The following is an 18,518-nucleotide window of genomic DNA, read 5'->3' as shown; positions in this document are numbered from 1 at the left end:
ACGGGCGGATCGCATCCGCCCGCCCTTCCGGCTGCCCATATGTTACGTAACTCATATTGTCTGAGTCGCGAACTCATTTAATATGGAACTCGTATCGTACGGGATGTGAACTGGCAGGAGCTGAGCATGAGACTCGTCATCTTCGCCGCGACCGGGGGCATCGGCCGGCATCTGCTCGAACAGGCCCTCGCCGCGGGTCACGACGTCACCGCCGTGGCCCGGAACCCGAGGAGCCTGCCGGCCGGGGTGCGGACCGTCGCCGCCGACCTCGCCGATCCGGACCCGGCGGCGCTCGCGGCCGCGGTCGACGGTGCCGACGCGGTCCTGTCCGGCCTCGGCCCGCGCAACCCGAGGTCCGACGCGGGCATCACCTCGCGCGGCACCCGCGCCATCGTGGCGGCGATGCAGGCGGGCCACGTCCGGCGCATCATCGTGGTCAGCGCCGCGCCGGTCGGCACCGTGCCGTCACCCGGCCGCCCGAACCCGCCGAAACACGATCCCGGCGACGGGTTCTTCATGCGGCACCTGGGCGCCCGGATCGCCAACACCCTGTTCCGCGCGCACTACGCCGACCTCGCGCTGATGGAGGACATCCTCGCCGGCAGCGGCCTGGACTGGACCGTCTCACGACCGCCGAAACTGACCGACAAGCCCCTGACCGGCGTGTACCGGACGGCATTCGGGCAGAACATCCGCGGCGGCTTCTCCGTCCCGCGCGCCGACGTCGCCCACCACATGCTCCGCATGCTCGATCAACCCGGGACGGTCAAGCAGGTCGTCGGCATCGCCCACTGACGGACGGGAACCACCATGACCGACAGCCTGACCGGCACCATCGCGCGCGCCGCGGGCCTGCTCTTCGGCGGGCTCTTCACCGGGTTCCTCCTCACGGTCCTCGTCCTCGAGTCGACGCTGCGAAGCGCAGGCGGCCCGGTGTACACCCAGGTCCGCCAGGTCGAGTTGGACCGGTTGGACAGCCTCGCCTCCGCCACCCTCATCCCGGCCCTGGTCGCCACGGCGATTCTCGTCGCGTCCGCGGTCCGCGGCCGCCGGCGCGTGCTCTGGCCGGCGGTGGCCCTCGTCCTGCTGCTGAGCGTCGTGGCGACGACGCTCGTGTTCAACGTCCCGATCAACACCGATCAGCTGACCTGGAACGTGCAGGCACCCCCGTCGGACTGGGCGGACGTCCGCGACCGCTGGCAGCTCGCCCATGCCGTGCGGACCGGCGCGGCCGGGCTCGCGTTCGGCTGCCTGATCGCGGCGACCACCCGTCGGGCGCCGGCGCCCTGACCGGTCGCTTCGCCCTGCGATCGTCGAAGCATGTCGACGGGTTCGAGGTGTGCCGGCGGCTGCGGGCGGCCGACCGGGATCAGTCCAGCGGCGGCCGGTACAGCACCTCGATGTGGACGATGATGCCCCGCACCACGTCGAGGACGAGGTACCCCGGCCAGGGCGGGTCGAGCCACACGTTGCGGTGCCCTGGCCCGTAGGCCTTGCCGGTCGCCGGCGCGGTCCGGAAGCTCTGGCAGAAGTCGTCCTCGCACGAGCACATCTGCACGACCCGCAGCCGCGAGGCCCGGCGCCGCAGCGACTTCTCGCCGACCGCTGCCAGCGCGGCGTCGAGCTCACCGGCGAGCACCGGCCACCGCTCCCGCAGCAGCGGCGCCTGCCCCGGGTCTCCGTCCACCGGGCGAGCCTATCCAGCTGCGTTGGCCCGGTGGTGCCGGTCTGCGACCATCCAGGTGTGTCGGAGCTGGTGTTGGCTGGTGTGGTGACGGCCGGCGCGGCCGCGTTCTACGCCGGGCTGCTGGCGGTGTGGCTGCGGCGGTGCAGGAGGCACCGGAGGGCGGGGGCCGGATACCTGCGCGACATCGAGATCGAACCGTTCCACGCGCTCGCCAAGACGGGGTGGTCCAGCAAGGTGGTGAACCACGCCGCGATGGAAGACGCCGCGGTCGCCACGCTGCTGATCGACGAGCTCGTCGTGATCGACACCGAGGGCAAGCTGACGCCGACGGCTCGCGGCGGCGATCCGACGTACGCGCCCGAGCACGGCGTCGTGGCCGCATGGCTCGAGTGTCTGCGTCGCGCCGAGGGACCGGCAACCGTGTCGCAACTGCGTGACGACCCCGAGCTGCGGCAGCGGTGCGAGGCGTTCGTGCAGGAGCAGGACGCGCTGCTGGACCCTCCGACCAGTCCGCCGTCAGACTCCTTCATCTGGGTCCTCTACCTGGTCGCACCGGCGCTCGGCCTCTTCTACGCCACCCTGATGGTGTCCCCTGGTGAGCCCGGCCTGACCGCTCAGTTCCTCGGTGGGGTCTTCGAAGTCGCGCTTTTCGGGCTGACGTACCTCACCGCGGCGATCTTCATGATCCTCGCCTACGGCCTCTACGGCCTCGCCGGCTACCCCCACTACCCGGACGTGGTCCGGGAGCACTGCGTCGGGCTGCCGCCGCATCCGGCCACCGCCGCGCTCGGCGCCGACGAGCGGGCGTTGCTGCTGACCAGCGCCGGATCAGCGGCGACGCCGGCAGGTGCCGACAGCTAGCCGTCTGCGTCAGCGCAGGTTGAGGCCGCCGTCCAGGAGGATCACCTCGCCGGTCAGGTAGGTGTTGCCGATGACGGCGGCGATGAGGTCGGCCACGTCCGACGGCTGCGCCGGGCGGCGCATCGGGCTGGCCGTGTTCCACAAGGTGTGCGCGTCGGCCCAGTCGGCGGTCAGCGGGGTGTCGACGAGCCCCGGGGCGACGGCGTTGACCCGCACGTCCGGCCCGAGCGCCGCGGCCAGCAGTCTGGTGACGTGGTTCAGGGCGGCCTTGCTCGCGGCGTACGCGATCGAGCTGCCCTTCGGGCGCACCCCGGCGTGGCTGGTCACGTTCACGACGCAGCCGGTCGACTCCCGCAGCGCCGGGAGGGCCGCGGTGCACAACAGCCACGGCGCGATCAGGTTCACGTCCAGCAGCCGGCGCCAGTCGGCGGCGGTGAGCGCGCCCAGGTCCGTGTGCGGCACGGGCCAACTGATCCCGGCGTTGTTCACCAGCACGTCGAGCCGCCCGTGCTCGGCCAGCACCCGGGGGACCAGCGCCGCCGCCGCGTCGTCGTCGGCGAGATCGGCCTGCAGGTAGGTCCCGCGGAGCTCGGCGGCAAGAGCGGTGCCGGCCGCCCGGCTCGCCCGCGAGTGGACCACCACGGTCATCCCGTCGGCCGCCAGCCGCCGCGCCGTCGCCGCCCCGATCCCGGACGCCGACCCGGTCACCAACGCCACCTTCCGCATCCGCCGAGCCTACGTCCGTGGTGGTGCCGCTCTGCGACCATCCAGGTGAGTCGGATCGGGCGTTGGCAGTTGTCGTGACAGCGGCCACGGCCGCGATCTTCGGCTAGTGGACGGCGCCGACCTGCTTGACGTGGCGCAGGGCGGGGGCGGTCTCGACGCGCTCGACGCCCGGGAGCGGGCCGATGCGGTGGGTGAGGTAGTCGTACAGGCCGGCCATGTCGGGGCAGATGATCGTGGCGACGAGGTTGGTCGCGCCGGTCGTCGCCGCCGCGAACACGACCTCCGGGTGGGTGCACAGGGCCCGGCCGACCGTCTCCAGGTGCGCGGGGGCGACGGACATCCACAGCAGGATGCGGGCGTTGTAGCCGAACAGGACCGGGTTCACCTCGACGTCGAAGAAGATCGCGCCGGTGTGCAGCAGGTGCTCGAGGCGGCGGCGGACGGTCGACTCCGACCAGCCGGTGGCGGCCGCGAGCTCGGGCAGCCCGGTGCGGCCGTCGCGGGCGAGGGCGGCAACGAGCGGCTGGTCGGAGTCGAGCAGCACGGCCGGCCCCTCGGCGGCCGGCGGCCGCACCGCGGCGGCCTGCTCCGGGGTGAGCGCGTTCGGGCCGGCGGCGTCCACGGCGCCGCCGGCGAAGTAGTGGATGAGGCAGTGCGCCCGCACCGACACCAGCCGCGGGGTGTTCGGCAGCTTCCGCAGCAGCAGCGCGTCGCGGTCGGCGGTGCCGGGGTTCTGCACGATGCAGGTCACCTCGGCGCCGCCGGAGGCGATGGTCACCCACGTCGTGTCGGGGCGGCGGGCGAGGGCCTCCGCGATGGCCGACGCACCGCCGGGGGTGCTCTGCACGCGGATCATCCACTTGTCGTAGCCGAGGCGGATGCCGTTGGGCAGGCCGACGACCCGGACGCCCGCCTCGGTGCGCAGCCGGCGGAACCGGCGGGCGACCGTCTGGTCGGAGACGCCGAGGAGCTCGGCGATCCGGCTGAACCCGGCCCGGCCGTCGACTCGCAACGCGTCCACGATCTGCCGGTCCAGCGTGTCGATTTCCACCAGCGAAGCGTAACGCAACGTCGGAATACGCCACCTCATCGCGGATGGCTTCGTCAGGCGGTCAGCGGTGTCCCATGCTCGCCGGCATGCGCAAATGGTCTCCGCTGATCGCCGTGTCGATCGGCACCTTCATGCTCCTCGTCGACGTCACGATCGTGACGGTGGCGCTGCCGGCGATCGCCGGTGACCTGCACGCCTCGCTGGACGGGCTGCAGTGGGTCCTCGACGGTTACGCCCTGGCCCTCGCGGCGCTGCTCCTCGGCGCCGGGGCCCTGGCCGACCGGCACGGCCGGCGCCGGATGTACCTGGCCGGGACGGTGGTGTTCGCCGCGGCGTCGCTGCTGTGCGCGGTCGCGAACGACGCCGGCGTCCTGGTCGCGGCACGCTTCCTGCAGGGGATCGGCGGGGCGGCGATGTTCGCCACGACGGTGGCGCTGCTCAACGTCACGTACCACGGCAAGGACCGCGGCGTCGCGTTCGGCGTCTGGGGCGCGGTCAACGGCGCCGCCGCGGCCGCCGGGCCGATCGTCGGCGGGCTGCTCACCGAGCACCTCGGCTGGCGCTGGATCTTCCTGGTGAACCTGCCGGTCAGCCTCCTCGCGGTGTGGTTCACGGTCCGCGGGGTCACCGAGTCCCGGGGACGCGCCGACGCGCGCTTCGACCTGCCGGGCACCGTCGCGTTCACGATCAGCGCGGCCGCGGTCACCTACGGCCTCATCCGCGGCGGCGAGGCCGGCTGGACCGCGGCGTCGACCCTGACCGCGTTCGCGGTCTCCGCCGCCGCGCTGCTGGTGTTCGTGCTCGTCGAACGGGCCACCGACCACCCGATGCTGGACCTGCGGCTGTTCCGCAGCGGGTCGTTCACCACGCTGATGGTGGCGGCGGTGCTCGCGCAGGCGGCGGCGTTCGCGTACCTGCCGTTCGTCACCGTCTGGCTGCAGCAGTTCCTCGGCAAGGGCCCGGTCGACGCGGGCCTGCTCGGCGCGCTGCCGATGAGCGTCGCGTCGTTCGTCGTCGCCGCGTTCGGCGGGCGGCTGCTGCAGCGGGTCGCCCCACGGTGGACGATCGGGCTGGGGCTGCTGCTCGTCGGCGCCGGGGACCTGCTGCAGGCCCGGCTCACCGCGTCCAGCCCGGGCACGGCGCTCATCCCGGGCCTGGTCGTGGCCGGTGTCGGGGTGGCCATGGTGCTGCCGGTCCTCGCCTCGGCGGCCCTCGCCGCGGCGCCGCCGGAGCGCAGCGGCATGGCCAGCGGCGCGGTCAACACGTTCCGCCAGCTCGGGTTCGCGCTCGGCGTCGCCGTGTTCGGGGCGGTGTTCAGCCACCGTCTCGCCGCGCACCGGGACCCGCGCGCCGGGGTCGCCGACGCGCTGGACCAGACGCTGCTCGTGGCCGGAGTGGTCGCATTGGCGGCGGGTGTACTGGTGCTGCTGTTCGTCCGCCGTCCGGCCGGCGCCACGCCGGCCTCAGCCGGGGATCGGGTGCAGGTCCGGCTCGACCCAGCCGTTTCTGGCGGCCACTGACGCGAGGGTGGTGCTGCGGTAGAACCGGGTCAGCAGCCGCTTGTCGAGCAGGTCCGGGCAGCGGGCGAGGAAGGCGTCGAAGTCGTCCTCGCCCGCCTCGGTATGGCAGGCGACGAGCTCGACCCAGGCCCGGCTGATCGTGACGTGGTACCTCTGCGGCACCCCGGCGTATCGGGCGGTCCGGAGTATCACGGCAAGGCGGTGATCCAGGCGTCGTCGACGTGGGTGGCGTACGGGCCGCCCGGCGGGTCCACCACCCACACGTGGATCATCTCCGGCAGGGTCGTGGCGAACGTGAACCCCGGGCACGAGCCGAACGGGGACACCACGCCGAAGCCGAGCGGCAGCAGGCTGACGCACACGTCGTGGGCGTGCCACCGGGTGTCGGCGCCGCCGATCGCGGGCCCCCGGTCACCGGCGACCGGCACCTGGAACACCACGCCGAGCAGGCGCGTGCGGTCGCCGCGGACGGCGTAGACGAGCTGCTCCGGCGCCGCCGGGTCGAGCACCCGGTCGTCGTTCTGGTGCCCCTTGTGCTCGAAGTGCACCTGCAGGCCGGTCCGCGGGCCGGTGGCGTGATACCCGTCGGCCTCCGCCGCCGCCAGGGTCGCGTAGCGGGCGGTGGACGCGCGGACCTGCGCGGCGAGGTCCCGGGCCGCGGCCCGCTGGACCGCGGTCGAGGCCGGCCCGGCCGGGCGCTGCACGGTGCCGGCCTGGATGCGGTCGACGCCGTCTCCGTCGTGGTGCTCGTCGTGCCCGGCGATGGACACGACCCACATCGCGGTGCCGAACACGACCACGAGCGCGACCGTCCCGACCCGGGCGAGGGCCCGCCGGCACGAGATGGACAGCAGCATCAGTTCCAGGGCGGCGACGGTCAGGCCGACCTGATCGGGAGTCGCTGCCCGTACCCCTGCCGCGGCGACGAACAGCAGCAACTGCGCCGTCACGAGGAACCCGGCCTGGACCCGCCACGACCGGCCGGCGACGCACCGCACGGCCAGCCATCCGAACAGCCCCGCCGACAGCACCGACCCGAACCACACCGGCAGTCCCAGGTGGACGACGGCGAGGGTGCCGAGCAGGCCCGAGCACCACCGGACCTCGGTGGGCGCGGCCCGCCAGGGCCGGATCTGGACGAGCAGCAGCGGCGCCGCGAGGAGGCACAGCAGGCCGACGCGGTGCTCGGGGGCGATGCCGAGCCAGAAGTCACGCACGCGCGGTCACGCGGCTCGCGCACAGGACCAGCACCGTCACCGGCAACGCCAGGGTGGTGAGCAGGCCGGTGAGGTTGACGGTGAAGTCCAGCTGCGGCAACAGCCCGAGCAGCAGCTGCAGCTCCCAGCCGGCGACGGCGAGGACCTCGGCGACGATGACGGTGACGAGCGCCCACCGGCGCCGCCGCAGCAGCGCGCCGAGCGTCATGAGCAGCGCGGCGTGCGCGACCGGCGCGACCGCGTAGAGGGGGTTGAACCCCATCAGCGTGAGCACGCCGAGGGTGCCGGTGAGCCCGAACGCACCCTGCAGCACGAGCAGTCCCCGCACCACGGCCATGCCGCCAAGCGTCGCCCCGCCCGATGAGCGGTCGATGAGCGGAGGTTAAGAAGACGATGAGAGCGGCAGGTCCGCGACGAACGACGCACCGCCGGTGGCGTTGTTGGCCGCGACGATCGTGCCGCCGTGGGCGTCCACGATGGACAGTGCGATGGCCAGGCCGAGGCCGGCGCCGGGGCCGGTGCGGGCCTCGTCGCCGCGGTGGAACCGTTCGAAGATCCGACGTTCGGCGCCGGGCGGGATGCCGGTGCCGTCGTCGGTGACGTTGAGCTGGGCCCGGTCGCCGCGCTGCGTCACGGTGACCCACACGTTGCCGCCGGCCGCGGAGTACTTCACGGCGTTGTCGAGCAGGATCCACACCAGTTGGGTGAGCGCGTCGACGGACCCGTGCACCGGCGGGGCGGGCGTGATCGCCCGGTGGAACGTCCGGCCGGGGTGCTGCGCCTCCGCCTGCCGGCACACGTCGGCGACGAGCGCACCCAGGTCGACCGCGGCCAGCTCGAGCCCCGACGCGTCGGACCGGGCGAGGGTCAGCAGATGCTCGACGAGGCGGCTCATCCGGGCACTCTCCCCGGCGATGTCCCGCACCGCGGCGGCCACGTCCTCGGGCGCCGCGTCCGGATGCCGTTGCAGGAACCCGGCGTTGTTGCGGATCGTGGTCAGCGGCGTGCGCAGCTCGTGCGACGCGTCGGCGACGAACCGCCGCTGCGCGGCGTAACCGCCCTGCAGGCGTTCCATCATCGTATTGAACGCGGCGGTGAGCCTGCCCACGTCGTCGCGGACCGGCACCGGCGGCAGCCGCCGGCTGAAGTCCTGCTCCCGCCCGATCTGCTCCACGTGCCCGGTCAGCTGCCGCAGCGGTCGCAGTGCCCTGCCGGTGACGAGCCAGGTCGCGCCGGCCGCGGCGGCGAGCGCGAGGACCGCGTAGACGCAGACCAGCACGAACAGCCCCCGCCGGTCGTCGGTGACCTTCCGGGTCGGCTGCGCCGCGATCACGTGCCCACCGGCGGCCTGCCGCACCGCGACCCGCACCGGCACCCCGATGTCCACAGTGGACTTCTGATCGGTCAGCGCCGCCGCCGGTACCGATGGGAAACGCCCGTCGAACGCGCCGGTGCTGTAGAGCACGCGCCCCTGCGGGTCGACGAGCATGACGAAGATGTCGGAACTGGTCCGCACGTCGACCGCGGCCGGTGCCGGGCCCTCCGCGGCGGCCGGCAGCCCGGTCACGGACGCCGCGACCGCGTCGGCTCGGGCCGCGAGGGCGGTGTCCTGTCCGGCGGCGGCACCGGCGGCCAGCAGCAGATACACCGCGGCGCAGAACAGCCCGAGGACCGCCCCGGCGACGCCGAGCCCGAACAGCGTGATCCGCAGCCTGATCGACATCACGGCGCCTTGAGGACGTAGCCGACGCCGCGGATCGTGTGCAGCAGCCGCGGCTCCCCGAGCTTCGCCCGCAGGTAGCCGACGTAGACGTCGACGACGTTGCTGGCGGTGGCGAAGTCCATGCCCCACACCGCGTCGAGCAGCTGCGCCCGGCTCAGCACCTGCCGCGGGTGGGCGAGGAAGTGCTCCAGGAGCCGGAACTCGAGGGCGGTCAGGTCGAGCGTGAGGTCGCCGCGGCGGCACTCGTGCGCGGCCGGGTCCAGCCACACGTCCTGGAACTCGAGGCGTTCGGGGCGGGCCCGCCGCAGCAGTGCCCGCACCCGGGCGAGGAGCTCGTCGTAGTCGAACGGTTTGACGAGGTAGTCGTCGGCGCCGGCGTCGAGGCCCTCGACCCGGTCGGCGGTGGCGTCGCGGGCGGTGAGCATGAGCACCGGCAGGTCCCGGTCGGCCGCCCGCAGCCGCCGGCACACCCCGACCCCGTCGAGCCCCGGCAGCATCCGGTCGAGCACCACCAGGTCGGGCCGCTCCGCCGCGACGGCGTCCAGCGCCGCGGGACCGGTCGCGGCGACGGTGACCCGGTAGCCGCCGTAGACGAGCGCACGGCGCAGCGAGTCCGCGAGGGGTGGGTCGTCGTCGACCACCAGCACGTGCGCCACGGCACGCATCATAGGCCCGCGCGGCCACCGTCCTGACCGGCGCTCTTGCTGATCAGCTCCTGGTCGGCGGCGAGCCCCGCGAGGGCCGGATGCGGCGGCAGCCGGGTGCGGTATTCGCGGAGCAGGTTGGGGCGGTCCGTCGCGGCGAGCGCCGCCGCCTTCCTGACGGCAAGTGCCACCGCCGCCGCGCCGGCCGGCCTCGTGTCGCCCGTCGTCCAGCCGGGCCAGCCCGCCGCCACGGCGAGCGCGTGGAACGGGTCGAGCTCGACCTCGGGCAGCCGCGCGGCCGCCGCCCTGCGCCTCGCGGCGAAGCGCCGGCGTTCGAGGAAGGCGAGCCCCGTGAACAGCACCACGGCGCCCGCCGTCACCACGCCCGCCAGGATCAGGCTCGACATCCTTCGATGATTGCAGGGCCGGTCATGGCCGCGGGCGCTCAGGAGCCGGTGGTGAAGCGTTCCGCGTCGGTGCTGCCGTTGAACTTCTTCGCGGTGCTGTACCCACCGACGGCGTACACGGTCTTGCCGGCGGTCGCGACGGCCATGCCGGCGCGCGGGACGGCGAGCTTCGGCAGCCGCGAGGCGACGCCGTCCTTCGCGCACCACCACTGGTAGACCTTGTCGCCGTTGTTGCCGCCCAGCACGCACAGGCCGAAGCCCGCCAGGTTGACGGCGGAGGCGCCCTCGCGGGGCTGAGGCAGCTTGCGCGGGTTGCCGGGCTTGCGCTGCACGAGCACGTCGATGTCGTCGTACGTGTGACCGCCGCCGCTGCCGCCGATGAACCAGGCGGTGCCGGCGCCGTCGGTGGCCGCGGTCAGCTTCGCCCTGGGCTGCGCCAGCCGGGCGGGCAGTTCCTCCCAGCTCTGGCCGTCGGACTTCAGCGCCCAGATCGTGTCCTTGGGCTGGCCGTCGCTGCCGACGCCGCCGGCGAAAATGACCGTGGTGCCGTCGTGGACCGCAGCACCCGCCAGGCGGGCCTCGGGCAATGACGTCTTCTCGTCCCAGCGCCCGGCGGCGGCGTTGAGCTGGTAGGTGTTCTCGGTGGCGCCGGTCTCCGTGTAGCCGCCGATGATGTACAGCTGATCGGTCGGCGTCACCACGACCGCCATCTGGGACGTCCCGAAGTCCAGTCCCGGGCCCGGTGACCAGGTGTTGGATGCCGGGTCGAAGATCCACACAGTGTTGAGCCACTTGCGGGGCGGGTCTGCGGTGTAGCCGCCGATGACGTACAGCTTGCCGTGGAAGAACGCGGCGCCGGCGCCTTCGATGCCGATGGAGGTGCCGTCGAGCGCGGTCGGCACCTTCGGCAGGGTCTCCCAGCTGGGCCGGGTGAGGTACCAGGCGGCACCACCGGCGACGAGCAGCAGCGCCACAACCGCCGCGGCGACCAGCGCGAGCCGGCGCCGCTTCGCGGGCCGTGCCGGCACGTGCGGGAGCACCGGAGCGGTCGCGGGAGCGCCGGCGGTGTGCACGGGCGGCGCCGAGACCGGTGGCCCGGAGACCGGCATGCCGGAGACGGGAATGCCGGACACCGGCAGGCCGGACACCGGCACGGCGGAGACGGGCGCGTCAGCCGGAGAGACCGGAGAGACCGGAGAGACCGGAGAGTGCGGGGATGCCGGGCTGACCGGAGGCGCCGAGGTGGGCTGCGTGCCGTAGACGACACCGCTCTGGCCGGTGAGCTGCTGCGCCGGATACCCCTGGGTCTGATACGCCACGCCCGGTGACGTCTGGCGCGGCAGCTGGCCGGCGACGGACGCGGTGCCGGTCGCGCTGGTGCCGGTGAGCTCCGCCGGGTGGACGACGGCGCCCTCGGCGACCGGCAGCTCCGGCTGCTCCAGGACGGTGGGCACGACGCCGAGGGCGCGGTGCAGCATGCGGGCGACCAGCGGCACCCGCGACGACCCGCCGACGAGCATGATCCCGGTGAGCTGGTTCGGGGCCAGCCGGCAGCTCGCCACGACCCGGGACGTCTCGGCGATCGTCTGGCGCAGCATCGGCTCGACGAGCGCCTCGAGCTCGTCGCGGGTGAGGTGCAGCGCCGCCTCGATGCCGGGGACGGAGATCGGGGCGGCGGCGGTGCGCGACAGCATCTCCTTCGCGCCGCGGACGTCCTCCCAGAACAGCCGCCGGTCGCGGCGGTCCTGCGCGGTGACCGGTGCCTGCAGGCGCTGCCACACGGCGGGGTCGGAGCGGCGCAGGTGGGCGCCGACGTGCTCGACGAGGGTGGCGTCGATGTCGAGGCCGCCGATGTCCTGCAGGCCGCCGGCGCCGACGACGGTGAAGCCGTCCGGGGAGTGGCGGACGACGGCGATGTCGACGGTGCCGCCGCCGAAGTCGTAGACGACCATGGCCGCGCCGAGCGGCAGCGGATGGTTGAGGGTGCTGATGAAGTAGCGGGCGGCGGCGACCGGCTCCGGGACCAGGCTCACCTGGCGCCAGCCCGCGAGGGTCGCGGCCTCCTGGAGCAGGGAGCGGCGGGTGTGCGCCCACGACGCCGGATAGGTGAGCACGACCGGCGGTGGGGTGCGGGTGATCTCCGCGACGCCGACGGCGGCGGCCCACAGCACCGAGGCGAGCATCTCCCGGGTCGGGACCTCGGTGTTGCCGAGCAGGACGGTGGTCTCGTCGATGCGGCGCTTCGGGTTGGGTTCGTAGCGGCCCGGGTCGAGCTGGGCCAGCCGCTGCGCGTCGCGGCCGACCGCGAGCTGACCGTTGTCCTGCAGGAACACCGCGGACGGCATGAGCGGGGCGCCGTCGAAGAGGACCGGGCGGCGCCGGCCGTCGGGGGAGCGGATCACCGCGACGGTGTTGGAGGTGCCGAGGTCGATGCCGACGACGTATCCCGTCACGATGTGCTCCCGGAGCGACGAACGACCAGCGGCACCATGTCAGGAGCGTAGGACGCGGTGAAGTAGGGCTGCGAGATCCCGGTCGCGAACGCCTTGGACGCCGCTGGGGTCGCCGCGATCCGCCAGTCGGTCTCCTTGACCGACTCGTACCAGAGGAACCCGATGATCTCCGGGTGCTTCGGCAGGGTCTTGAGCAGGTCGGTGATCCACTCAGCCTTGCGGCCGGCGGCGTCGGTGGCGGCGACCTCGGTGACGACGATCGGCCGCTTCGAGATCGCGGTGACCGACGTCAGGGTCTTGCGGTAGATCTGGTCGAAGGTCTGGTACTGCTCGAGCCCGCCGGTGCCGTAGTAGCCGGACAGGCCGACCCAGTCGACGTAGTCGTCGCCGGGGTACAGCTGCTGCAGCGGGGTCGAGCCGTCGTAGGCGACGTTGGGGCTCCACACCCAGGTGACGTTGTCGGCGCCGGCGGCCTCGAAGAGGTCGTGCACGTGCCGCCACGCGGCGACGTAGTCGCCCTTGCGGTTGCCGTTGGCGGACTCGCACCACGGGTACCAGTAGCCGTTCATCTCGTGCGCGAAGCGGATCGCGACCGGGTAGCCGAGGCTCTTCACACCGGCCGCCCACGCCTTGATGTAGCCGTCGTAGGCGCCGCCGCTGATCTTCGACAGCCGGTAGTCGGGCTGGTTGCCGCGGGAACTGTCCTGTTTGGACTCGGAGCGGAAGTTCCACGGCTCCCAGCCGAGCATCGGCAGCATGCCCCGGTTCATGATGCGGTCGAACGGCTGCCGGTCGAACGTCTTGGCGACCGCCCACCCCTGCGAGAACATCATCACCTGCGGTGCCTTGCCGGCGGCGGCGACGAACCCGTCGTATTCGGTCAGGTCGGTCGGGCCGCGGGAGGTGAACACGCCGAAGAACGCCTTGCTCGCCTGCGGGAAGGCGACCTTCCGGCCAGGGGAGGGGGTGAAGGTCGGGCGCGGCTCGGCCCGGGAGGTCTCCCAGCGGACCGCGGGGCCGGTCGCGGCGGCGACCCGCGGCGCGACCACGAACGTGTAGCCGCCGACGAGCAGCAGCGCGGCGAGCATGAGCCGGGGCAGCGTGATCACACCGGCTCCTTCGCAACCACCGCTGGTCGCTGGCCGGGCACGATCAGGTCGAGGCCGGGCACGTGCGGCAGGTCCGACAGCCGGATCGTCGACGTCGTGGTGATCGACTCGCGGACCACGGCGGCCTTGCCGCGCACGGTCATGACGAGCGGGCCGGTGGACGTGGTCAGGTCGGCCTCCTGCTCGGTGATCCGCCGGTTGCGCAGCCACGTGATCCACGCGATGAGCGGTGGCGAGACCCCGGCGACGATGCTGAGCGCCGACCAGAACCACAGCGCGCCGGAGTGGTGACCGAGCCACCCGCTCACCCCGAGCAGCGCCGCGGACACCCCCGCCCATGCCGCGTGCAGCCGGAACGACTTCGGCCCGTCGGCGCTGGCGAGGCGGCCCTTCGCGGTGACCGCGTAGGCGAGCGGGCGGCGCAGCAGGGCGGCGACCCCGGCTACGACGTACACCGGGACCGCGAACAGGGCAAGGAGCATGCCGTGCACGCCGAGCTCGCGACGCTCGTGCTCCGCGAGGTTGAACCGGCGCAACCACAGCCAGAGCAGTGCCCAGCTGCCCATGCTCGCCGACCACAGGAGCAGCCACAGCTGCCACTCGACCCGCATCGCGCCGATGCCGAGGCCCAGATAGGCGGCGGTGGCGAGGGTGCCCGACACCGCGGACAGCGCGACGCTCGGGTAGTAGGACTGCACGAGGCCGTAGCAGAGCCGCTGCCCGGCACTGAGGTTCCTCAGGTGTTTCCGGCTGCTGCGCAGCAGGATCTCCCACACCCCGTAGGCCCAGCGCTTCTGCTGGTTGAAGTAGTCCGTCCAGGTTGTCGGGCCCTCACCGACGGCGATGACGTCGGGGGTGTAGACGCCCTTCCAGCGGCGGTCGGTGAGCGGGTTGTTCGATCCCATGACGACCATCGAGGTGAGATGGTCCTCGATGATGCTGTCCTGGTACCCGTCGATCAGCGCCCACGCCAGGGGCCGGTAGAGGTGGTTCGTGCCGATGAGCAGCGGCGCGCCGAGCCCGTTGCCGCCGCGTTCGATCAGGCCGCTGAAGAGGTACTGCTGCACCGACGCGCCGTGCACGACCCAGCCGCCGTACATGTTGCCGTACACCTGCGGGGCGACGACGAACGCGACGTCGGGGTCGCGGAAGTAGCCGACGGTGCGCTCCAGGAAGCTCGGCAGCGGCACGTGGTCGGGGTCCATCTGCGCCACCACGTCGTAGACGTGCTCGTGGGTGAAGCGCCACGCGTTGTGGTTGCCGGCCTTGGTCTTGGCCCGGAACGGGCCGTCGGGCTGGTTGAACTCCGGCCTGCCGCGGCGGCTGAAGTGCTTCACGCCGAGCTTCTTCGCCATCGCCTTGACCCGCGGGTCGTTGCCCTCGTCCAGGATCCAGATGTCGACGTGCCCGGGGTAGCGGACCTTCTGCATCGCCTTCAGCGACCGTTCGACGACGTCGATCGGCTCCTTGGCCGGCACGATCGTGGTGAGCATCGCGATGCGCAGGCCCGGCTCCGGCACCATCGGCACCGGGTCGGCGGCCTTCCACGCGAACACCCACACCGCCAGGTTCTGCAGCAGCCGGACCAGCTCGACCAGGATCACGAAGCAGAACGCGACCCGCGCGACGATCACGTGCCAGTCGGTGGCGTCCGCCTGGGACATGGCGCCTGGGATGTGCCGCGGCAGGGCGAGCCAGCCGATGAAGACGATCGCGGTCAGGAAGTTCAGCGAAATGAGGACGCTGAGCATGAACCGCTGCGCCGGGCGGGCCGTGCTTCTGTACACGACCGGCAAATGGGGACCGGCAGGGGTGGTGAGGGGACCGGTGAGGGTGTTGCAGGCCGCATAGGCGCGGTGGGTGTCGGCGTCGCGCAGGCGTCGCGCCAGCGCTCGTTTTTCGGCGGGCGTGGTGCGGACGGTCGCGAGCTGCTCGTCCGTCACGTTGCCTGCCTCCTCACCGGTCCTTGCGCGATTGCCGAAACGGCTTGAACTAGCCCGATCGTAGGTGAGCCCGCCCATCGCGCCGAGTCCACTTCCGGCTGCTATCGCATTGGTACGGGTGAATTGTTGTGCCGATGTTCTGCCAGGTGGAAGCGGTTCAGGCGGGACGCATTACCAGTCTTTCCGGCCTGATACACGGGAGAATGTAGAAGATCCGACAGCCGTCACACGTTCGGATTACCGGACTTTTCCTGACATGCGACGGCCTTCACCGGTTCGTGCTGGGGCGCCGCTCCGGCCGCGGGTGCCGCCGTCGGCAGCAGCGGGTCGACCAGCAGCGCGCTGAGCGCCGCGGCGATGAGCAGCGCGGCAGCGAGCGCGACCGCCCGCACGCTGACGTCCTCGATGATCACGCCGCCGATGAACGAGCCGGCCGAGATGCCGATGTTGAACGAGGAGCTGCTGCCGGCCGACGCCATGTCGGTGCTGCCGGGCGCGACCTGCAGCACCCGGTTCTGCACCGCCGCCGCGAACGCCGCATATGCCGCGCCGGTCGCCGCGAGGGACGCGATGGTGAAGGCCCGCACGGTGCCGCCGGCATACAGGACCACGGCCGCCGCGCACAGCAGCGCCACCGGCACCGCCAGGGCGGGCCAGGGGTGCCGGTCGAGGAAACGGCCGACGACGAGCGTGCCGACGACCCCACCGGCACCGGAGACCAGCAGCAGCGGCCCGAGCGACGAGGCGTCGAAGTGCGTCACGTCCAGCAGGAACGGGGTCACGTAGGTCTGCGCCGTCATTGACCCCGCCACGCCCAGCGAGGTGACGAGCAGCAGCAGCAGGTAGCGCCGCCGGTCCGGGGTCATCGCGCGGGCGGAGGCGGCACCCGACGGCAGCGACGCCGGCAGCAGCGTCACGACCGCCACGCACGTCGCCGCCCCGATGACCGCCATCACCCCGAACGCCGCCCGCCACCCCAGCTGCTGGCCCAGCCACGTGCCGAGCGGCACCCCGAGCACCGGCGCGAGCGACGCCCCGATCGACATCCTGGCCACCGTGCGCCCCCGCTGCGACGGCGGGAACATCGCGGTCGCGGTCGACGCCACGATCGACCAGAACAGCGCCTGCGTCAACGCGACGACCAGCCGCGCCCCGAGCAGCATCGCGTATCCCTGCGCGACCGCCGACATCGCCGTCGCCGCCGCCGACACCCCGAGGGTCGCGCCGAGCAGCAGCCGCCGCGGCAGCCTGCGGGTCAGCGCCGCCATCGGCACCGACAGCAGGACCACGACCGCCGCATACCCCGTGAGCAGCAGCCCGACCTCGGCCCGGCTGCGGTGCAGGTCGTCCGCGATCAAGGTCAACAGGCCGATCGGCATCACCTCGACGGTGACGAACGTGAATGTCGCCACCGACAACGCGGCGAGGGCGGCGTTGGCGCGGCGTTCCACAAGAGCCACTTTAAGGCGTGTTTAGGTTGGTGGATGGCACTCGTTCGCTGTGATTTCTTCTCCGACGTCCTCGGCTTCAGCACCTCGATGACCGTCGTGCTGCCCCAGCGCACCACCGGGCAGATCGGCATGTCCGGCAGCGGCCGCGACGGTGACCTGCCGACCCTGTTCCTGCTGCACGGCCTCAGCGACGACGACACCGTCTGGACCCGGCGCACGTCGATCGAGCGCTACGTCGCCGACCTCGGCATCGCCGTGGTCATGCCGCAGGTCCACCGCAGCTTCTACGCCGACGAGGTGTGGGGCCGCCCGTACTGGACCTTCGTCGCCGAGGAACTGCCGGCGATCGCCCGCAGCTTCTTCCGGCTGTCCAGCGACCCGGCGGAGACCTACGTGGCCGGCCTGTCGATGGGCGGCTACGGCGCGTTCAAGCTCGCCCTGCGCCACCCGTCGCGGTTCGGCGCGGCCGCGAGCCTGTCCGGCGTCCTCGACCTCGGCGACCGGATGCGCACCATGACCTCCGAGGTCGATCCCTTGATGTGGCGGCGCGTCTTCGGCGACGACCCCTTCGACGGCGGCGACAACGACCTCCTCGCCCTGCTGGACCAGGTCACCGACCCACCGCCGCTGTTCCAGTGGTGCGGCACCGAGGACCCGCTGTATGCGGGCAACGTCCGCTTCCGCGACGCCTGCGCCGAGCGCGACATCCCGCTGACGTCGCAGTTCAGCGCCGGCACCCACGACTGGTCGCACTGGGACGACAAGATCCGTGACGTCCTCGCCTGGCTGCCCCTGCCGTCCGTCAGGCCGTGAGGATGATCTTCCCGCGGGTCCGGCCCGCCTCTGCCTCCCGGTGCACCAGGGCCAGGTCGGTGAGGGGGTGGGACCCGGCGACGTCGACCCGGACCGTGCCGGCGTCGATCAGCTCGACCAGGGCGGCGAGGTGGCGGGTGTCGTTGCGGGCCACGAAGTGCACCCCGATCGGGACGGTGGCCGACACGAAGACGCCACCCTCGGCGAGCAGCGGCAGCAGCGACCCGGCCGCCGCGGCGCTGGTCGGGACGAGGTGCAGGATCGCGTCGACGGGTCCGTCGAGCGCCTCGTGGAGGGTGGTCGCCGTGTAGTCGACGACCTCGTCGGCACCCTGCCGGCGGACCAGGTCGGCGCTGCGGGCGCTGGCGGTGGCGATCACTTGCGCCCCGGCGTGCCGGGCGAGCTGGACGGCGAACCCGCCGACGCCGCCACCGGCGCCGTTGACCAGCACCCGCTGCCCGGGCCGGACGTCCGCGTGCTCGAACACCGCCTGCCAGGCGGTGAGGCCCGCGACCGGGATGGCGGCGGCGTGCGCGAGCGGGATGGTGCGCGGCGCGGCGACGAGCGTGGCGGCGTCGGCGGTGACGTAGTCGGCCGTGGCCCCGTGGACCCGGCCGATGACCTGGTCGCCGGAGGTGTGGCCGGATACGCCGCTGCCGGCCTCGACGACCGTGCCGGCGACGTCGCCGCCGAGCGTGAGCGGCAGCTCCATCGGGAGGATCTCGCGCAGCAGCCCGCGGCGCAGCCCGACGTCGGACGGGTTGAACGAGGTCGCGGCGACCCGGATCAGCACCTCACCCGGACCGGGCACCGGCAGTGGGATGTCGTCGGCCCGGATCTCGGTCGCGTCGCCGTACCGGTGGATTCGCATGGCTCTCATGGTTTCGAACCTACGGCGATGCTGGGAGACGAA

The 18,518-nt window shown here is 72.8% G+C and carries 19 protein-coding genes; 5 read left to right on the top strand and 14 right to left on the bottom strand.

The features are described 5' to 3' along the window. Window positions 1-126: 126 nt before the first annotated feature. Complete coding sequence (locus tag Dsi01nite_RS02470) at window positions 127-795, top strand: NAD(P)-dependent oxidoreductase (protein WP_203844333.1); 669 nt, start codon at window positions 127-129, stop codon at window positions 793-795. A 15-nt stretch (window positions 796-810) separates the two neighbouring features. Further along, window positions 811-1,290, top strand: coding sequence for an anthrone oxygenase family protein (locus Dsi01nite_RS02465; protein WP_203844332.1), 480 nt, complete (start codon window positions 811-813; stop codon window positions 1,288-1,290). A gap of 79 nt (window positions 1,291-1,369) precedes the next feature. Here the strand turns inward: Dsi01nite_RS02465 and Dsi01nite_RS02460 are convergent, their stop codons facing one another. Next, the gene (locus Dsi01nite_RS02460) at window positions 1,370-1,687 is read right to left on the bottom strand and encodes a hypothetical protein (RefSeq protein WP_203844331.1); all 318 of its coding nucleotides are present in this window, start codon (window positions 1,685-1,687) and stop codon (window positions 1,370-1,372) included. Window positions 1,688-1,744: 57 nt separating this feature from the next. Between Dsi01nite_RS02460 and Dsi01nite_RS02455 the strand changes: the two genes are divergently transcribed. Continuing rightward, complete coding sequence (locus Dsi01nite_RS02455; RefSeq protein ID WP_203844330.1) at window positions 1,745-2,548, top strand: hypothetical protein; 804 nt, start codon at window positions 1,745-1,747, stop codon at window positions 2,546-2,548. A 9-nt stretch (window positions 2,549-2,557) separates the two neighbouring features. Here the strand turns inward: Dsi01nite_RS02455 and Dsi01nite_RS02450 are convergent, their stop codons facing one another. Beyond that, window positions 2,558-3,274, bottom strand: coding sequence for an SDR family NAD(P)-dependent oxidoreductase (locus Dsi01nite_RS02450; RefSeq protein ID WP_203844329.1), 717 nt, complete (start codon window positions 3,272-3,274; stop codon window positions 2,558-2,560). Window positions 3,275-3,377: 103 nt separating this feature from the next. Then, window positions 3,378-4,325, bottom strand: coding sequence for an Lrp/AsnC family transcriptional regulator (locus tag Dsi01nite_RS02445; protein ID WP_203844328.1), 948 nt, complete (start codon window positions 4,323-4,325; stop codon window positions 3,378-3,380). An 86-nt stretch (window positions 4,326-4,411) separates the two neighbouring features. Between Dsi01nite_RS02445 and Dsi01nite_RS02440 the strand changes: the two genes are divergently transcribed. Further along, a complete protein-coding gene (locus tag Dsi01nite_RS02440; protein ID WP_203844327.1) occupies window positions 4,412-5,845 on the top strand; it encodes an MFS transporter in 1,434 nt (477 codons plus the stop codon). Here Dsi01nite_RS02440 and Dsi01nite_RS02435 read toward each other — a convergent pair. The 10 genes from Dsi01nite_RS02435 to Dsi01nite_RS02390 all read right to left on the bottom strand — a co-directional run bounded on the left by Dsi01nite_RS02435 (window position 5,789) and on the right by Dsi01nite_RS02390 (window position 16,792). Beyond that, window positions 5,789-6,037 carry a hypothetical protein gene (locus tag Dsi01nite_RS02435; protein ID WP_203844326.1) on the bottom strand — a complete coding sequence of 83 codons (249 nt, stop codon included), beginning with the start codon at window positions 6,035-6,037 and terminating at the stop codon, window positions 5,789-5,791. The two genes, Dsi01nite_RS02440 and Dsi01nite_RS02435, sit on opposite strands and share 57 nt — an antisense overlap. After that, complete coding sequence (locus Dsi01nite_RS02430; RefSeq protein ID WP_203844325.1) at window positions 6,034-7,062, bottom strand: hypothetical protein; 1,029 nt, start codon at window positions 7,060-7,062, stop codon at window positions 6,034-6,036. Before Dsi01nite_RS02430 ends, Dsi01nite_RS02435 begins: the two co-directional genes overlap by 4 nt. Next, window positions 7,055-7,399, bottom strand: coding sequence for a hypothetical protein (locus Dsi01nite_RS02425; protein WP_203844324.1), 345 nt, complete (start codon window positions 7,397-7,399; stop codon window positions 7,055-7,057). The genes Dsi01nite_RS02430 and Dsi01nite_RS02425 overlap by 8 nt, the downstream gene beginning before the upstream one ends. A gap of 45 nt (window positions 7,400-7,444) precedes the next feature. Next, window positions 7,445-8,785, bottom strand: a complete 1,341-nt coding sequence (locus tag Dsi01nite_RS02420) for a sensor histidine kinase (RefSeq protein WP_203844323.1) — start codon at window positions 8,783-8,785, stop codon at window positions 7,445-7,447. Next, entirely contained in the window at window positions 8,785-9,450 is a 666-nt protein-coding gene (locus Dsi01nite_RS02415) for a response regulator transcription factor (RefSeq protein ID WP_203844438.1), read from the bottom strand. Before Dsi01nite_RS02415 ends, Dsi01nite_RS02420 begins: the two co-directional genes overlap by 1 nt. Continuing rightward, the gene (locus tag Dsi01nite_RS02410) at window positions 9,450-9,836 is read right to left on the bottom strand and encodes a hypothetical protein (RefSeq protein ID WP_203844322.1); all 387 of its coding nucleotides are present in this window, start codon (window positions 9,834-9,836) and stop codon (window positions 9,450-9,452) included. The genes Dsi01nite_RS02415 and Dsi01nite_RS02410 overlap by 1 nt, the downstream gene beginning before the upstream one ends. Window positions 9,837-9,874: 38 nt before the next feature. Then, window positions 9,875-12,289 carry an Hsp70 family protein gene (locus Dsi01nite_RS02405; protein WP_203844321.1) on the bottom strand — a complete coding sequence of 805 codons (2,415 nt, stop codon included), beginning with the start codon at window positions 12,287-12,289 and terminating at the stop codon, window positions 9,875-9,877. Then, window positions 12,286-13,398: a glycoside hydrolase family 26 protein gene (locus Dsi01nite_RS02400; protein ID WP_203844320.1), complete on the bottom strand. Its 1,113-nt coding sequence runs from the start codon at window positions 13,396-13,398 to the stop codon at window positions 12,286-12,288. The genes Dsi01nite_RS02405 and Dsi01nite_RS02400 overlap by 4 nt, the downstream gene beginning before the upstream one ends. Next, window positions 13,395-15,341 (bottom strand): glycosyltransferase family 2 protein, encoded by a 1,947-nt coding sequence (locus Dsi01nite_RS02395; protein ID WP_239135626.1) that lies wholly within the window; start codon window positions 15,339-15,341, stop codon window positions 13,395-13,397. The genes Dsi01nite_RS02400 and Dsi01nite_RS02395 overlap by 4 nt, the downstream gene beginning before the upstream one ends. A 224-nt stretch (window positions 15,342-15,565) precedes the next feature. Then, entirely contained in the window at window positions 15,566-16,792 is a 1,227-nt protein-coding gene (locus tag Dsi01nite_RS02390; RefSeq protein WP_203844318.1) for an MFS transporter, read from the bottom strand. A gap of 33 nt (window positions 16,793-16,825) precedes the next feature. On the opposite strand from Dsi01nite_RS02390, the gene Dsi01nite_RS02385 reads away from it, so the two are divergent. Beyond that, the gene (locus tag Dsi01nite_RS02385) at window positions 16,826-17,605 is read left to right on the top strand and encodes an alpha/beta hydrolase (RefSeq protein WP_203844317.1); all 780 of its coding nucleotides are present in this window, start codon (window positions 16,826-16,828) and stop codon (window positions 17,603-17,605) included. Here Dsi01nite_RS02385 and Dsi01nite_RS02380 read toward each other — a convergent pair. Next, window positions 17,595-18,476 (bottom strand): NADP-dependent oxidoreductase, encoded by an 882-nt coding sequence (locus Dsi01nite_RS02380; protein ID WP_239135625.1) that lies wholly within the window; start codon window positions 18,474-18,476, stop codon window positions 17,595-17,597. The genes Dsi01nite_RS02385 and Dsi01nite_RS02380 overlap by 11 nt on opposite strands. Between the last annotated feature and the right edge of the window lie 42 nt (window positions 18,477-18,518).

It is taken from the genome of Dactylosporangium siamense (genome assembly GCF_016862795.1).
Classification (GTDB): domain Bacteria; phylum Actinomycetota; class Actinomycetes; order Mycobacteriales; family Micromonosporaceae; genus Dactylosporangium; species Dactylosporangium siamense.
The sequence above is the reverse complement of the archived record's forward strand: the minus strand, read 5'-3'. Positions and strand labels throughout refer to the sequence as shown.

Coding starts and splice junctions, on each gene's coding strand:
- Dsi01nite_RS02470 (WP_203844333.1), top strand. CDS start 127: ATGAGACTCGTCATCTTCGCCGCGACCGGGGGCATCGGCCGGCATCTG.
- Dsi01nite_RS02465 (WP_203844332.1), top strand. CDS start 811: ATGACCGACAGCCTGACCGGCACCATCGCGCGCGCCGCGGGCCTGCTC.
- Dsi01nite_RS02450 (WP_203844329.1), bottom strand. CDS start 3,274: ATGCGGAAGGTGGCGTTGGTGACCGGGTCGGCGTCCGGGATCGGGGCG.
- Dsi01nite_RS02440 (WP_203844327.1), top strand. CDS start 4,412: ATGCGCAAATGGTCTCCGCTGATCGCCGTGTCGATCGGCACCTTCATG.
- Dsi01nite_RS02425 (WP_203844324.1), bottom strand. CDS start 7,399: ATGGCCGTGGTGCGGGGACTGCTCGTGCTGCAGGGTGCGTTCGGGCTC.
- Dsi01nite_RS02420 (WP_203844323.1), bottom strand. CDS start 8,785: ATGTCGATCAGGCTGCGGATCACGCTGTTCGGGCTCGGCGTCGCCGGG.
- Dsi01nite_RS02415 (WP_203844438.1), bottom strand. CDS start 9,450: ATGCGTGCCGTGGCGCACGTGCTGGTGGTCGACGACGACCCACCCCTC.
- Dsi01nite_RS02410 (WP_203844322.1), bottom strand. CDS start 9,836: ATGTCGAGCCTGATCCTGGCGGGCGTGGTGACGGCGGGCGCCGTGGTG.
- Dsi01nite_RS02385 (WP_203844317.1), top strand. CDS start 16,826: ATGGCACTCGTTCGCTGTGATTTCTTCTCCGACGTCCTCGGCTTCAGC.
- Dsi01nite_RS02380 (WP_239135625.1), bottom strand. CDS start 18,476: ATGCGAATCCACCGGTACGGCGACGCGACCGAGATCCGGGCCGACGAC.